14 protein-coding genes and 4 pseudogenes are annotated in these 14,876 nt (G+C 48.7%); 14 read left to right on the forward strand and 4 right to left on the reverse strand.

What is annotated here, in order from left to right; translation table 11 throughout:
- The coding region (locus tag IV04_RS20355) for a type VI secretion system contractile sheath small subunit (protein WP_037404770.1) at nucleotides 1-174 on the reverse strand (174 nt) is incomplete at its 3' end.
- 767 nt (nucleotides 175-941) lie between these two features.
- On the opposite strand from IV04_RS20355, the gene IV04_RS27040 reads away from it, so the two are divergent.
- The 13 genes and pseudogenes from IV04_RS27040 to IV04_RS24790 all read left to right on the forward strand — a co-directional run bounded on the left by IV04_RS27040 (nucleotide 942) and on the right by IV04_RS24790 (nucleotide 11,549).
- Nucleotides 942-1,073 carry a hypothetical protein gene (locus IV04_RS27040; RefSeq protein WP_255351750.1) on the forward strand — a complete coding sequence of 44 codons (132 nt, stop codon included), beginning with the start codon at nucleotides 942-944 and terminating at the stop codon, nucleotides 1,071-1,073.
- Between the two features lie 10 nt (nucleotides 1,074-1,083).
- Nucleotides 1,084-1,589: pseudogene (locus tag IV04_RS25450) on the forward strand (DDE-type integrase/transposase/recombinase); the annotation flags it as partial.
- 127 nt (nucleotides 1,590-1,716) lie between these two features.
- A pseudogene (locus IV04_RS25455) lies at nucleotides 1,717-2,006 on the forward strand (transposase); the annotation flags it as partial.
- 449 nt (nucleotides 2,007-2,455) lie between these two features.
- The gene (locus IV04_RS20365) at nucleotides 2,456-3,130 is read left to right on the forward strand and encodes a tyrosine-type DNA invertase (RefSeq protein ID WP_081893258.1); all 675 of its coding nucleotides are present in this window, start codon (nucleotides 2,456-2,458) and stop codon (nucleotides 3,128-3,130) included.
- Nucleotides 3,131-3,526: 396 nt separating this feature from the next.
- Nucleotides 3,527-4,072, forward strand: coding sequence for a type 1 fimbrial major subunit FimA (gene fimA, locus IV04_RS20370; RefSeq protein ID WP_037404765.1), 546 nt, complete (start codon nucleotides 3,527-3,529; stop codon nucleotides 4,070-4,072).
- A 77-nt stretch (nucleotides 4,073-4,149) separates the two neighbouring features.
- Nucleotides 4,150-4,692, forward strand: a complete 543-nt coding sequence (locus IV04_RS20375; RefSeq protein ID WP_037441294.1) for a fimbrial protein — start codon at nucleotides 4,150-4,152, stop codon at nucleotides 4,690-4,692.
- An 83-nt stretch (nucleotides 4,693-4,775) separates the two neighbouring features.
- The gene (locus IV04_RS20380; protein WP_037404635.1) at nucleotides 4,776-5,486 is read left to right on the forward strand and encodes a fimbria/pilus periplasmic chaperone; all 711 of its coding nucleotides are present in this window, start codon (nucleotides 4,776-4,778) and stop codon (nucleotides 5,484-5,486) included.
- Nucleotides 5,487-5,568: 82 nt separating this feature from the next.
- A complete protein-coding gene (locus IV04_RS20385; protein WP_037404634.1) occupies nucleotides 5,569-8,208 on the forward strand; it encodes a fimbrial biogenesis usher protein in 2,640 nt (879 codons plus the stop codon).
- A gap of 19 nt (nucleotides 8,209-8,227) precedes the next feature.
- Nucleotides 8,228-8,755, forward strand: coding sequence for a fimbrial protein (locus IV04_RS20390; protein ID WP_037404633.1), 528 nt, complete (start codon nucleotides 8,228-8,230; stop codon nucleotides 8,753-8,755).
- A 15-nt stretch (nucleotides 8,756-8,770) separates the two neighbouring features.
- A complete protein-coding gene (locus IV04_RS20395) occupies nucleotides 8,771-9,286 on the forward strand; it encodes a fimbrial protein (RefSeq protein WP_037404632.1) in 516 nt (171 codons plus the stop codon).
- A 13-nt stretch (nucleotides 9,287-9,299) separates the two neighbouring features.
- Nucleotides 9,300-10,217 (forward strand): fimbrial protein, encoded by a 918-nt coding sequence (locus IV04_RS20400; RefSeq protein ID WP_037404631.1) that lies wholly within the window; start codon nucleotides 9,300-9,302, stop codon nucleotides 10,215-10,217.
- Between the two features lie 55 nt (nucleotides 10,218-10,272).
- A complete protein-coding gene (locus IV04_RS20405) occupies nucleotides 10,273-10,938 on the forward strand; it encodes a response regulator transcription factor (RefSeq protein WP_037404630.1) in 666 nt (221 codons plus the stop codon).
- Nucleotides 10,935-11,549: a helix-turn-helix transcriptional regulator gene (locus IV04_RS24790; protein ID WP_051916890.1), complete on the forward strand. Its 615-nt coding sequence runs from the start codon at nucleotides 10,935-10,937 to the stop codon at nucleotides 11,547-11,549. Before IV04_RS20405 ends, IV04_RS24790 begins: the two co-directional genes overlap by 4 nt.
- A gap of 124 nt (nucleotides 11,550-11,673) precedes the next feature.
- On the opposite strand, the gene IV04_RS20415 is transcribed toward IV04_RS24790, so the two are convergent.
- The 3 genes and pseudogenes from IV04_RS20415 to IV04_RS20425 form a co-directional block, all read right to left on the reverse strand.
- Nucleotides 11,674-12,249, reverse strand: coding sequence for a tyrosine-type DNA invertase (locus tag IV04_RS20415; protein ID WP_037404629.1), 576 nt, complete (start codon nucleotides 12,247-12,249; stop codon nucleotides 11,674-11,676).
- 550 nt (nucleotides 12,250-12,799) lie between these two features.
- Entirely contained in the window at nucleotides 12,800-13,048 is a 249-nt protein-coding gene (locus IV04_RS27145; protein WP_081893259.1) for a LysR family transcriptional regulator, read from the reverse strand.
- 648 nt (nucleotides 13,049-13,696) lie between these two features.
- Nucleotides 13,697-14,103 (reverse strand): annotated as a pseudogene (locus tag IV04_RS20425) (transposase); the annotation flags it as partial.
- A gap of 556 nt (nucleotides 14,104-14,659) precedes the next feature.
- On the opposite strand from IV04_RS20425, the pseudogene IV04_RS26875 reads away from it, so the two are divergent.
- Nucleotides 14,660-14,876, forward strand: a pseudogene (locus IV04_RS26875) (IS21 family transposase); the annotation flags it as partial.

The raw sequence follows: 14,876 nt of genomic DNA on the forward strand, positions 1-14,876 counted from the left end.
GCCGATTTTTTCGCGTTCGGACAGCGAGCGATGCTCCTGCCCGTTGCTGTAATCACCCATCACCAGCAATTTGAGTGGCAGTTCGACACTCTTCTGTGCGCCACCGGTATGCAGGTCGAGTTTGATGTTAACGCGTGCCTTCGGCAGCTCATTTTGGTAGGAAGAATTAGACATGGCTATCCCTGTTCAACGGAAACGAATGAAGAACGGTCTGCCCTGGGGAATCAATAAGAATGGCTAACCCTGCCAGACAACAATTTCCTTTTCACATCATCGGATGCAAACAAAAAGAGGGTCACAAGCCAGCCTATTCCTTGCAGGATAGTGGCAGAGCGCTGTGTAAATAAGCTTTATCTGAATAAGGAAAGAATACGGATAAAACTCACCGACGGCAGTGTAGAAACCTTAATCAGATTAGTGAAACCCCGTAATGTAACCAAATGTTTCAAATGTAGGCATTCGTTTAACCTCTCTCATTACGATGATTATTAAGAATTTTCCATATCAACGCCGTCAACGCTTATCCGACAAGGGTTGGCACAGAACAATGGGGTGTCCAGCGAACAATTCACGTTGCAGAAACACGGTTGCAAGAGGGCTTTATTGCCCAATCTTTTTTATAAGGACGATCAGGGACAGGGGGTGGCATGATTTCAAAAAGCGCCTCTCCCACACATATACATTCTTTGTCTGAATGGATCCTGCGTTTTTAAACCGGGCATGATTGATATTTCACGTTAACCACAGGATGTGGCGCTTTTCATTTAGCGCCACGCTCAATCCAGAGCGGAGAAAACAGGCCATGTAGATTAACCTGGGCGAAAAAGCCTCCCAGGAAAAAACAGCAACAATGACAAGGCGCACATCAGGCGCAACGGTAGATCGGTATGGGGCCCCCCGGGTTTCTTGGAGACTAAACTCTCAATGAAAGGAGATCCGAAATGACATCAAAACCCGCAAACCATTATCCACCTGAGTTACGTGAACGTGCTGTAAGAATGCTATTGGAACACCGTGATGAATATGCCTCTGAGCAGGAAGCCATCCGGGCCATTTCATCAAAAATTAGTTGACCACTACAGAATTGCCCGCCGCACGGTCGAGCGGCTGATGAAAGCCATCAGCCTTCAAGGTGTACTCCGTGGCAAGTGCGTCAGGACTACGTTCAGCCGCAAAACTGAAACACTCCTTGACCGGGTAAACCGCCGGTTCGTTGCTGAACGCCCCGAACAGTTGTGAGTGGCAGATTTTACCTATGTCAGCACCTGGCAAGGGTTCACCTATGTGGCGTTTATCATTGATGTGTTCGCCAGTGTCATCGCAGGTTGGCGAGTCTCATCATCAATGGAAACGACGTTCGTACTGGATGCACTGGAACAGGCACTGGGGCGCGTCGCCCCAGTGGAACCATCCATCACTCAAATAAAGGCTGTCACTGGCGTACAGCCAACACTTGCAGGAAGCCAATCTTCTCGCGTCAAGGCGATTTCTACGACAAGACGCTAGCGGAGAGCATCAACGGCTTGTACAAATCGGAGGTCATTCATCTTCAGGGTTGGAAAAGTCGGTCAGAAGTAGAACTGGCGACCGCCAGAATCAACGTTTCCATAAGACTTTCACTCTACCAGACTCCACCGAACTTACCCGGTATCAACACCCTTGTGCGGGTATATTTGAGGGTATATTCCAGCTGGACTGCTGCCCGTTACAACAGGCTATCAGCGAGCGAAAACTATCCCTATGAGCGTTGATAACTACATTATCCACAAAAGCCGTAAAGTAGAACGCAGGCAGGAGAAGAACAAGAAGTTCCGGCTGTTATTCTTGCCATCCTATTCGCCTTGGCTGAATCCAATAGAACGGCTGTGGTTATCGTTACACGAAACGATAACGCGAAACCATCAGTGTCGATATATGTGGCAGTTACTGGACCAAGTAAAACAGTTTATGAATACAGCCTCGCCGTTCCCGGTAACCAACACGGGTTGGCTAAAGTGGAGCGGTAATATGCAAAGTTATTCAGTTGAAAATAAGCGTTACTCTGTATCCCACTATTATCCCCCCGCTCCCTCAATATTAAAACATTGCAACAAATGATTTGTTAAACATCAGTTTAGCGAGACTTTCATTTAATTACAAAATTTAAAATCCTATTTGGCTTTTTTTTGGCTAGCAGTCTGGCTAGGAGAAATGCTCGCTTTGGCCGCTGACGGCAGGCTAGAACTGGCGATAGCAGTTAAACATACCGGCCACGAGATAATTCTTATTTAAAACATTAAAATAAATAAACTATAGATTTAATCGGATCTCGAAATTTTTAGTTGTCTATAAGTCAACTTTATTTTTATTTGGTAATCCCTCTTCGCTCTAAGCTATGCTTTAAGCAATCTGCCACTCGCAGATTGTATTAATTCTTGAGCGAGTAATATCCAGTAACTGCAATAGGGGTTTTTGTATGGCACAACGTAAATTTCTCACTCTGACGGAAGTTAACAACCTGATGGGGGCAGCCCGGAATAAACAAACCGGGGTGCGAGATAGCTGCCTGATCCTGCTTGCCTTCCGCCATGGGTTTCGTATCAGCGAACTGCTGAATTTGCGTTACCAGGATCTAGAAATGTTGGAAGGACGGATAAATATACGCCGGCTTAAGAATGGATTCTCTACCGTTCATCCTCTGATGAGTGATGAATGCCAGGCGATTATGGAATGGAACCAGGTCAGGGCACAGTGGAAACCTGCCGTGGATCCAGACGTTATTTTTATCTCTCAGCGGGGCACTCAGCTATCACGCGGCCAAGCCTGGCGCATTATCCGCCAGGCTGGCGAGTTGGCTGGCACGGCGACCCATACCCATCCCCATATGTTGCGCCACGCCTGTGGCTATGAACTGGCAGAAAGGGGGACAGATACCCGGTTGATTCAAGATTATCTTGGGCATCGGAATATTCGCCATACCGTGCGTTATACCGCCAGTAATGCTGCGCGCTTTGCGGGAATTTGGGAATGGAGAAACAACTTGATTAATAAGGAGTATTTTACAAATAATCGGCAGAGAGATGAAACAATTGGGGCTAAACTGTTTCTAATTCTCAAACGAACCATAATATTTTGCAATACCGCATATTAGATTTATCCTGATTTATTCTTTATCATAATGAAATATAAGATTATTTTTTTACCTGATTTCACCTTGTTCACCCCCACACCGATTCCAGCCACTGCAACTTACGCCTGTTACTGAATCCTAAATAAATCCATTTCATACAACCCACCTCATTACAAAGCATTTAATTTTTAAATTTACCCACTGGAAATAATTAACAGTGAATTAATCTACTTTTCATTCGTTTTTAATTTTTTTATAGGGTAAGACAAAATAGCCCCAAATGTCGCATGTTTGATGGTGAAAACTGAACGGAATAGGGAGGTCTGGCCGTGAAGTCTGTGCGGTTGCCCGGCTGGGGAATCGACCTCCACACTTTTTCATGGTTATGAAACATTATGTTTTCAAAGGAAAAATAGTATGAAAATCAAATCACTGGTTGCTGGTATCGTCACAGCCCTTTCTATGGCTAGCGTAGCTCATGCGGTCACGACTACCGTCAACGGTGGCCCTATCCATTTTGAAGGGGAAGTTGTGAATGCGGCTTGTGCAGTGGATGTCGGTTCTATTGGCCAGAAAGTGCCAATGGGGCAGGTTAAAACCACTACGCTGGCAACTGCCGGTAACACCAGTTCTGCCGTCGGGTTCAATATTCAACTGAATGATTGTGACACCATCGTTTCTACTCAAGCCTCCGTTGCTTTCAGCGGTACGGCTGTGAGCAGCACCTACAAAACCGCGCTGGCCCTGCAGGGTTCTGTTGCGGGTAACGCAACCAATGTTGGCATTCAGATCCTTGATCGTACCGGCACTGCGTTGGCGTTAGATGGCGCGACTTTCAGTGCAGCGACAACGCTGTCTGATGGCAACGTGGTTGTGCCATTCCAGGCTCGCTACATTGCAACCGGTGTTGCTACCGCCGGTACTGCCAATGCTGACGCTACCTTCAAGGTACAGTATCAGTAAGCTGAATTAGACCATCAAGGATGATTATTCCAGGCCAGTGAGGCCTGTTTTCAGCTACCGGAGGCAAGGTGCGCACCATGTGGAGAATAAGAGCGGGACTACTGTTAACCCTGCTGTTGGGGCCAGAGGCCATTGCCGAGAATCTGTGGCATGACCAACTTCCCGGCGGCGTGATGCGCTTTCAGGGGGAGGTGATCGCGGAGACTTGTTCGGTAGAAACCCGAGACCGGCATCTGGTGGTCACCATGGGGCATATAACCACTGACAGGTTTCAATCTGTTGGCGATGAGTCCGGTGCCATCCCATTTGATTTGCATCTGCAAAACTGCAACCCCGCAGTCAGCCGTAATGTAGGCGTAATGTTCCACGGCATGGCTGACAGCAACAACCCGGATATGCTCTCAGTAGGGGATGGGCCAGGTGTCGCCAAAGGTGTCGCCGTGGCGCTGTTTGATGACCAGGGTCGATTTGTGCCACTCAATACCGCACCGCGCTATTGGGTACCCGTGCAAGACGGGCCATTGACCCTGCATTTTGTGGCCAAATATCGGGCTACCGGGCAAGCGGTGAACGATGGTCAGGCCAATGCTCAGGCATGGTTCGCACTGACCTATCAGTAGGTTTGGGCCGTAAGAATAAAAATGATAGCGCTGCGCAATTTCATGGGCCTTAGCCGCACAGTGCTTATGGAGGTCAGTTCCAGATGGACGAGGTTAATGTGACAACAACAATGAGCCGCAAGGTGATGAGCGTGCTGCTGCTATTGGTAGCGGGGCATTTGGGTATGGTACATGCCGGAGTCGGTCTGGGAGCTACCCGGGTGATCTACCCTGACAATCAGCCGCAGGTCACCCTCGGGGTCAGCAATAACGACAGTAACGGCACCTTTTTGATCCAATCCTGGGTAGAAAATGCTGATGGTCAGAAAGATGGCCGGTTGGTGATCACGCCACCGTTGTATTTAATGCAGGGAAAAAAAGAGAACACCTTACGCATTATTGATGCCACCAATAAAAGCTTGCCGAAAGATCGGGAAAGCCTGTTCTGGGTCAACGTTAAAGCCATCCCCTCATTAGACAAATCACGCGAGGAAGAAAATACCCTGCAACTGGCCATTACCAGCCGCATCAAACTTTTCTATCGGCCTCTCGGACTCAGTGTTGCGCCAGACAAGGCACCGGAGCAACTGCGCTTTAAGCGTAACGGCACTGCGTTGTCCATCGTCAACCCGACTCCTTACTTCATCACGTTGAGTGAGTTGAAAGCGGGAACGCGAGCCTTGGAAAACGCCATGGTGTCACCGATGGGGGCGGTCAGCGTGACACTCCCCGCAGATGCAGGCAGCAACATTACCTACCGGACTATCAACGATTACGGCGCACAGACGGCAGTTCTCAAGGGTGTATTGCAGTAAGGCATGACGCCGCCATCCATTTCATAAAATGATAACCAGATAAATCAGGCAGCCAGGCGACCTGTATCGAACTGGAGGGATCATGCTATACCTGAAAAACGGCACGGAAAGTCGCAGAATGATGAACGTTAACCACCAGGATGCGCCCATTTTTAAGCTGACATTAACGCCTTTGGCTTTGGTATTGTTGGTGTTATGCGGCGATGTATCAGCTCGAGCGGAAAATTACTTCAATCCTCGTTTTCTGTCTGACGATCCGGCGCAGGTGGCCGATCTGTCTGGTTTTGAAAAGGGTTTTGAAGCCCCCCCAGGTCTTTATCGCGTCGACATTTATATGAACGATGGGTTTATGGCTAGCCGGGATGTCTCGTTCCAGGCCGATCATAATAAGAAGGCCCTGGTACCTTGCCTGACGCGCAGCCAACTATCGACAATGGGGGTCAATACCCAAGCGATCCCGGGAATGGCAGTCTTGGCAACGGATGCCTGCGTCCCCTTGACCAAGATGATCAAGGATGCCTCTACTGATTTTGATGTCGGCCGCCAGCGCCTGTCGATCAGCGTTCCCCAGGCCTTTATGGGCAGCCGTGCCCGTGGCTATATTCCCCCAGAGCAATGGCAGAACGGCATTACCGCCGGGTTGCTCAATTACAGCTTCACCGGTAGCCAGGTACGCAGCAACCAGTCAAGCAACATCAATTATGCTTTCCTTAGCCTGCAAAGCGGCGTGAACCTGGGTTCTTGGCGGCTACGGGATAACTCCTCTTGGAGTTACTCCAGCGGTGGCAGTTCGGCCACGAATCAAAACCGCTGGCAGCACATCAATACCTATTTACAGCGCGATATTGTACCGCTTCGCAGCCGTCTGACGCTGGGGGACGGTTACACCTCCGGGGACATCTTTGATGGGATCAACTTCCGCGGGGCGCAGATGGCGACGGATGACAATATGCTGCCTGACAGCCAGCGCGGGTTTGTTCCGGTGATCCGTGGTATTGCCCGTGGCACCGCCAGGGTAACTATCAGGCAGAATGGCTTCGAGATTTACCAAACCACGGTGCCGCCGGGCCCATTTACCATCAACGATCTCTCCTCTGCCGGGAACGGCGGTGATTTACAGGTCAGCATTCAAGAGGCCGATGGCACGGCTCAGGTGTTTACCGTGCCCTATGCGTCGGTGCCGGGGTTATTGCGCGAGGGACACGTGAGATATTCGGTGATGGTGGGTGAGTATCGCAGTGGCAGCGATCGGCAAGAGCAACCCACCTTTGGCCAAGGCACGCTGATGTGGGGGATGGCCGACGGTTGGACGCTGTCCGGCGGCACCCAGCTTGCCGACCGCTATCGGGCGTTCAACCTCGGGGTGGCAAAAGACCTGGGCATTTTGGGTGCAGTGTCGTTGGATATCACCCAAGCGCGAGCCACTTTGCCGGATGACAGCACACACCAGGGCCAGTCTCTGCGTTTCCTGTATAACAAGGCACTCAATGAGTGGGGCACCAACCTGCAACTGGTTGGCTACCGCTATTCTACCCGTGGTTATTACAGCCTGGCCGACACCACCTGGGGCCAGATGAGTGGTTACAGTGCGTTAACCGATGAAGGGATTATTCAGATCACCCCGAAACTCAACGACTATTTCAATCTGGCTTACAGCAAGCGTGGACGGTTGCAGTTGACGGTGACTCAGCAGGTTGGGGAAAACTCGACCTTCTATCTGACCGGCAGTCATCAGACCTATTGGCAAACCGGCAGAACGGATGAACAACTGCAAGCAGGTTATAGCGGCGTCTTGAATGATATCACTTACACCCTCAGTTACAGCCTGACCAAAAATGCCTGGGTGGATGGGCACGACAATATGCTGGCGTTCAACATCAGCATCCCGTTCAGCCATTGGCTGCGCAGCGATAGCCAGTCGGCTTTAAGGCGCTCAAGCGTCAGCTACAGCATGTCTGACGATTTGAGCGGCAGGATGACCAATCAGACCGGGATGAGTGGCACGCTGCTGGAAGACAATAACCTAAGTTACAACGTGCAGGTCGGCTATGCCGGCGGCGGCGAGGGGAGATCCGGGGGAACCGGTAACGCGGCGCTGACCTATCGCGGAGCATCGGGTAACGCCAACGTGGGTTACAGCCGCAGCAATGGTTACGACCAACTGTTTTACGGGCTGAGCGGTGGCGTACTGGCGCATGAGAATGGCATCACCCTGAGCCAACCGCTGAATGACACCCTGATCCTGGTGAAAGCTCCGGGGGCGGGCAACGTATCGGTGGAAAACCAGAGCGGAATACGCACCGACTGGCGGGGATATGCCGTACTGCCGTTTGCCATGGATTACCGGGAAAACCGCGTGGCACTGGACCCGAATACGCTGGCCAACAACATCGAACTGGATGATGCGGTAGTGAGCGTGGTACCGAATCATGGTGCGGTTGTGTTGGCTGATTTTAAAACCCATGTCGGGCTGAAGGTGCTGATGACACTGTTCTACAACGGCAAACCATTGCCATTCGGATCGGTAGTGTCCTTCGGCACAGGGAGTAATGGCAGCATTGTCGCGGACGGCGGGCAGGTCTATCTGACCGGATTGCCGCCAAGTGGTGAGGTGAAGGCTAAATGGGGCGAAAGTAATACCGAGCAGTGTGTGGCGAACTACCAATTGCCGCCGGAAAGCCAGCAGCAGGTACTTAGCACCATAACGGCACAATGCCGATGAGGTCGGGCGGAGAAACGCAATGAGAAAACAGCTTTATATCTTGTGTCTACTGGCGCTGTTTAGCGCCGGGAGCACGCAGGCAGCGGATAGTACCATCGCCATCAACGGCTATGTGAGAGATAACGCCTGTTCCATCGCACCGGGTTCGCAAAGCTTTGTGGTGGATCTGCTGAGTAACGCAGCTAATCAGTTGCCTCGGGTTGGCACGACGACGCTGATGGTGCCGTTTAGCATCGTGCTCGATAAATGTGGCAGCGTAGCAACCGGGGTGAAAACGGGGTTCACTGGCGGGGCAGACAATGACAATAACACTTTACTGAAATTAGACGGTGGAGTGGGTGCAGCGGCGGGCATGGGGATACAGATCCTCGATAGCAACGGCAATGCCATTGCGCTCAATGCAGTATCGAGCGGGCTGAATTGGACAACCATTACCGGGGAGCAATCCAATACGCTGTATTTCTATGCGCGACTGATGGCAACCCGCTCCCCGGTAACCGCCGGGCAGGTCAGAGCAGCGGCCAACTTTACCCTGGAATTTCAGTAACCGGAGAAACGGGCTATGAACATAAGCAAACTAGGCCAGATGGCTGGGTGGTTACTGATGATGGCATTCCCGATAGCGCAAGCAGCGGGTTCGGTGGATGTCACTATTACCGTCAACGGCAAGGTGGTGGCAAAACCCTGCACGGTCTCCACCGTCTCTACAACGGTAGAGTTAGGGGATTTATTTACCTTTAATCTGCTGGCACCTGGAGCCTTTTCGCCGTGGCACCAGGTGGAGTTAAGCCTCACCAACTGCCCGGCGGGAACCACAAAGGTCACCGCGACATTTTCCGGCACGGCGGACAGCACCCGGAGCTATTACGCCAATCAAGGGGCGGCACGCAATATTGCGCTGCAACTGGCCGATGGGAGCGGGGCTAACTTGCCCACCGGCAGTAGCAAAATAGTGGCGGTGAATGATACATCCAAGGCAGCCAGCTTTGTTTTACAGGTAAGGGCGATCACGCCCGGCGGCAATGCGACCCAGGGATCGATTCAATCCGTGATCAACGTGACTTACACCTACTCCTGATGATGAAGAGAAAATGAAAGATTTAATCAGCTTACTTATCAAGTGCATCGGTGTCGTAGCGCTATTAGCGGGTTACTCATCCACTGCCCATGCTTTTGCTTGCCAAACGTCGGCCGGCGCTGTTATCCCTATCGGTGGTGGCAGCGCCAACGTCTACATTAATTTGCTTCCGGAGATCGGGGTGGGTCAAAACCTGGTTGTTGATTTGTCCCGCCAGATATCCTGCCGTAACGATTTCCCGGCAACTCGCAGCGACTATGTTTCTCTGCAAACCGGGTCAGCCTATGGCGGTGTATTGACGAACTTTAGGGGCAGTTTTGTTTATAACGGTACCTCTTACGCATTCCCGACCACGGTTGAAACCAGTTCCGTGCTTTATTCGAGCACGACCATGAAACCCTGGCCGGCAGTGCTTTACCTTACGCCGATCAGCACGGCAGGTGGTGTAGCGATCACCAGCGGTTCGTTGATTGCTGTGTTAAATATGCACCAAACCAATAACGTCGGTGAATCACACCAATATATCTGGAATATCTATGCCAACAACAACGTGGTACTCCCTACCGGGGGGTGTGATGTCTCTTCCCGTGATATCACCGTGACTCTGCCGGAATACCCGGGCACTGTCTCGATACCGTTAACGGTACGTTGCGCTCAAAACCAGAATCTTAGCTACTTCCTGACCGGGCCAACCTCGGATGCGGCATCCACTATCTTTACCAACGTCGCCTCTGCACCGCAGGCTCAGGGCGTAGGGATTCAGATCGCCAATCGTAATGGCGCTATTGCCACGAACAGGAGTATTGCGCTGGGCATGGTTGGCACCGCGTCGGTCAATTTAGGTTTAACTGCGAGCTATGCACAAACTAGCGGTCAAGTGGTAGCCGGGAACGTCAAGTCAGTGGTGGGAGTAACCTTTTTGTATCCATAAATGAGCGACCCCCAGCCTGGGTGGCAGCGCTAAATACGGTTATTTAGGAGGGAAAATGCTGCAGGTCAACCATCAACACACCGAGCATTCGGCAGCGGAAAACCGGAAACGAATTCTTGTGGTCGAGCCATCCAAGATAAATTGGATCGGACTGCAACAGCTACTGGATGACGCGGGTAGCACAGAGTTAAGCTTTTGCCGGGTCAGCAAACTGAGCGATGTCAAAAATAAAATTTATAAATTTAACCCCGATGTGATCTTATTTAGCTCATTATCTCGTGGCACTGACTATCTGTCGTTACTATCTTTTTTGTCAGATATTGCCAGTTATCGTCTTAAGACCAATGTAGTTTTCTGGTTGCCGCATGATATGGCTTGGATGACGCAACTTCTCCAGGCTTTTGGCGTAGATACGGTGCTGATTGATCCGGTTAACCTTTACCAAATCATCCAATGCTTAGGCAGCAGTCAGGCTGACAAAACGCCCAGAAATGCAGCTTTATTAGGCAAACAGGAAAGATTGATTGCGCTGGCCTTACTGCATGGGCGTAGCGCCACGGCTATCGCCAGTGTGACAGGTAAAGATGCACGAACCATCAGCACACAAAAGAAATCGATCATCCGAAAGTTACAGATGACAACCAATGAGGAACTCTACCTTCTGGCGGGTAAGCTGGTTTATTTAAACAACATCAACAGACAGAATGGTGACACGCGATGAAAAAAATAATGATTATGCATCCCTGCATTGTTACCAGGCATGGCTTGCAGCAGTTATTCATGCGGAAACTACCCGATGCTGAGATCATCCCTGCACACTCTATCTATGATTTACTGTTTAATGATGATTTATCTGATGTTGATCTCATCGTTAGCGAGCTTTATGGCCTGAATGAAAATATCACTACAGGGGTGAAGTTGCTGTCATTTGTTCAATCCATCAGGCACGACAGACCGCTACTGATTATGACCGATGAGCCAGGAAATCAGGTGTTGGATTGTCTTGAGTACTTGCCTGGCGCATCCTGTATCGCTTTATCTGAAGATATTAATCAGCTCATTATTCAGATCGATCGCGTTCTGGCCGATAATATTGTTATCAGTCTATCCCTGAGCAATAAACAGAGAATGAACCTATCTAATAGCGATGCCTTGCCGTTTTCCCGTTCAGAAATACAGGTTTATACTTTATTACAGAAGGGTTTCAGCATCACACAGATAGCGAAAAAAATCTCCCGCAGTGTCAAAACGGTAAGTGCTCACAAACGCAACATGATGGGTAAGCTCGGGATTAAGAGTGAAGTCGAACTCTATGCCTGTTTTAATCAGTAACTCTCTACATCGAGGGGGCAGATTTGGAGATCGCTGGCGGCAGCGATCTCCGGCGGCAATAAAAATTTGTTGGCTACATAATAAGCTAAGTAAAGGTTATTCTTATAGAGGCTAAACAGGCTTCTCAGCCGTTTTTTCGTTTATTAGCCTCCCATATTCCAGCAAATCGTGCAGCATTGCTGGCAGTATAACGTACGGTATGGCGAATATTGCGGTGCCCCAGATAATCTTGGATCAGCCGGGTATCGGCTCCCCTTTCGGCCAGTTCATAACCACAGGCATGGCGTAGCATATGGGGATGCGTGTTGATAACCGTGCCTGCCAACTCACCGGCCTGGCGGATAATGCGCCAGGCTTGGCCTCGCGATAATTGGGTTCCTCGCTGAGAAATAAAGATAATGTCCGGGTCAGCGCCTGGTTTCCATCTGGCCCTGAGCTGCTTCCATTCCAGAATTGCTTTGCATTCGTCATTCATCAGCGGATGAACCGTAGAAAAGCCATTTTTCAGTCGGCGTATATTTATCCTCCCTTCGACCATTTCAAGATCGCGAAAGCGCAGGTGCAGCAGCTCACTGATACGAAATCCATGACGGAAAGCCAGTAGGATCAGGCAACTATCTCTTACTCCAGTTTGTGTCTTTCTGACCGCACTCATCAGGTTGCGCACTTCTGTTAGAGTGAGAAATTTACGCTGTACCAAGGAAAACTCCTATGTTTTTTTGGTTAAATCACGCCAGAGTCAGGGTTGAATAGAATAAAATTCTTTCTTTCGTTCGTTCGTTTAAAAATCACCAAAACACAATAAAAATTTGCGGACCACTTGCTTAAAGCGCTTTTACATAAGAAAAATCTTATTTAAATCTATAATAGGATGTTACAGGTGACAGCAGCCAATATCCAGCATTTAGTTTGATAAGACAGAGATTATAACCAGTGGTTTTTTTAACGGATGACCATGCAGGAGTTTGTAAATAACGCCCACTCCCTCAAGCTTCCTGCAATATTATGCCGCTAATGACATAAAGCCTCAGTTAACCAACACATTGAAAAATTTGACTCCAGTCACCTATAAGTCATCATCAGTTCTCCAGTAATCACTCTGTTCTCTGATACTGTATCTAAATTCATCGATTAGCCATTTAGCGCCAGGAGACAAAGGGTACTTACTCTGGTGCATCACGCAATATAATGCGTCAGGTATTTTCTCTTTTACCTTAATGATGCTTAAGTTTTCTTTAAGCAAATGATCATTAAAAACAGCACTCGGTGAAATAGTTAAATACGGTGCCCACCTCAGTCAACGTAACGCCACTTGTTCCCCTTATGATTAAGTCAACTTCAAACGCAGCCTCTAATTCTTTGAGGCTGCGTGTCAGAGCGGGTTGTGTAAGATGTAGTGCTACGGATGCCGACCTTATACTGCCCAATTCGGCAACCATTTGAAAAATTTTTAGTTGCTGCAACTTAATCATACAAGTGTTACCTCTTGGTTTTTGCATGTACTACATTACAGTAAAATATATATTCAAATCATGTCGGGTGACGGAAAAATTTTGTAGCCTATGATTTAATGCTGTTCTGCCTACAACTCAGCACTTAATTTGAATAGCAGTCTCACTGGGTGAACGCGGTTATGATTAAACAACCTAATCTCATATAAAAAAATATTATCTCAACAAGAAGGGGTAGATAGACATATTGGAAAATTAAAAAACATTGCAAATGACAGCCTGCAACACTATATTTATTTTGAATTTTAGTGGATTAAGAATAAACTCTTTCGCCGTTTTTCTGCCACGTCAACTGTCTAGCATATAGAAAATGTTATAGCCTATAAAAAATGTTGATATTCGCAGGAAATACATATAACTAGAATATTCTTGATAAAAGTAGAGGGAGTGAATAAGTAAGCGTTACTTCTTATTAAAAATCACGTCAAAAAAAACAGTAACAGCATGATGAAGAATCACGAATACAACCTGCTGTAATTTTTGCTATTAAGCTACGGTATCTATAACGCCAGACAAGTCGAGGCCGCCAAGCTGTAGTGGTCGATCGCAATGTGCTGAGATTGACATTGACAAAGATGAACACCAGACCACTAAAAAAGCCTGGATGATAGAAACATAGATATTAGGGTGTGTCCCTTAATTTGACAATCGCTTAAAAAACAACCGAATGGCACCTAATTTAAGCATGCTCAGGTAATTTCTAGCTGTCTTTTCCGAGCGGGTAGCGATTCGGCGATGTTCTTTAAGCTTGGCGAAGCAGCGTTCAACGACGTTACGTTTTTTGTACAATCGGGTATCGAGTTTCCGGCGTTTATCCTGGCTGGCTTTTTCATTCAATTTAAAAGGGATAACGGCTTTTATCCCTTTAATTCTCAGTTGATTACGCAATGCCTGACTTGAGTATCCCTTATCAGCCAGCACCGCTTTAGGCCGCGATTTCAGGTGCCCGCTTTGTCGGATGATCCCACCGTTCCAGCCTTGGACCACCGATTAAACCGGTTGTAAATTGTTTTCCAGTGACCATAGCGTTCAGGCAGGTCCCGGGAAAATCGTAACGAGCCACGTAAAAGACTTCTTCTGGTTAAAATAGGTGTTGGATTGTACAAAAAATAATTACGGGACACAGCCTAGATGCCACTACAATTCCAATGACGCTCACACCCAATAGTACAAACCCAGAGACTACATTCCAGAAGCATCCAACCAGTTCCCTGATAGCCGTGTTCAGATACAGCCCGCCAATAACCCGAAGGCAAATGAAAATTCAAATCCACCAAGGTAAAATGCTGGCAATTGCAGTTCCGTACTGATCCAGAAGGCACCGTCACGGAAAAGAAGGGGAACATGGAAAAATTGATGACCGAGGAAATTAAGGTAATATGAAACTCTGATTTCACCAGGTAAATAGCATATATGGACACCTCTCCGATGCAAGTACGGGCAGATCTTTTCCTGACAAAGTAGCCACACACATATATCCGGCTTCGTGAGCCCTGATTGTCAGCAACACTGATATAAGACCGGAAAACAGCATGAATTTTGTCCACTCCACCCAACATGGGCTTCTCTTAAGGTTCCTACACCAAACGGAGAAGCCGCATGTTAAGCAGAGGGGACCTTCTCATGATAAAGCAGATGCGTATTCACGGTGCGCATATTATAGACATTGCTCACCATATCGGATGCTCCGAGCGAACGGTTCGACGACATCTCACTGAAAAACCCGTTAACGCTCGACGGCGCGAACCGATGAGAAAACTTCGTCCGTTCATGGACTATGTTGATCTGCGCTTGCGTGAGCATGTCTGGAATACTG

Source organism: Serratia sp. Ag1, assembly GCF_000743355.1.
In the GTDB taxonomy this organism is placed as follows: domain Bacteria; phylum Pseudomonadota; class Gammaproteobacteria; order Enterobacterales; family Enterobacteriaceae; genus Chania.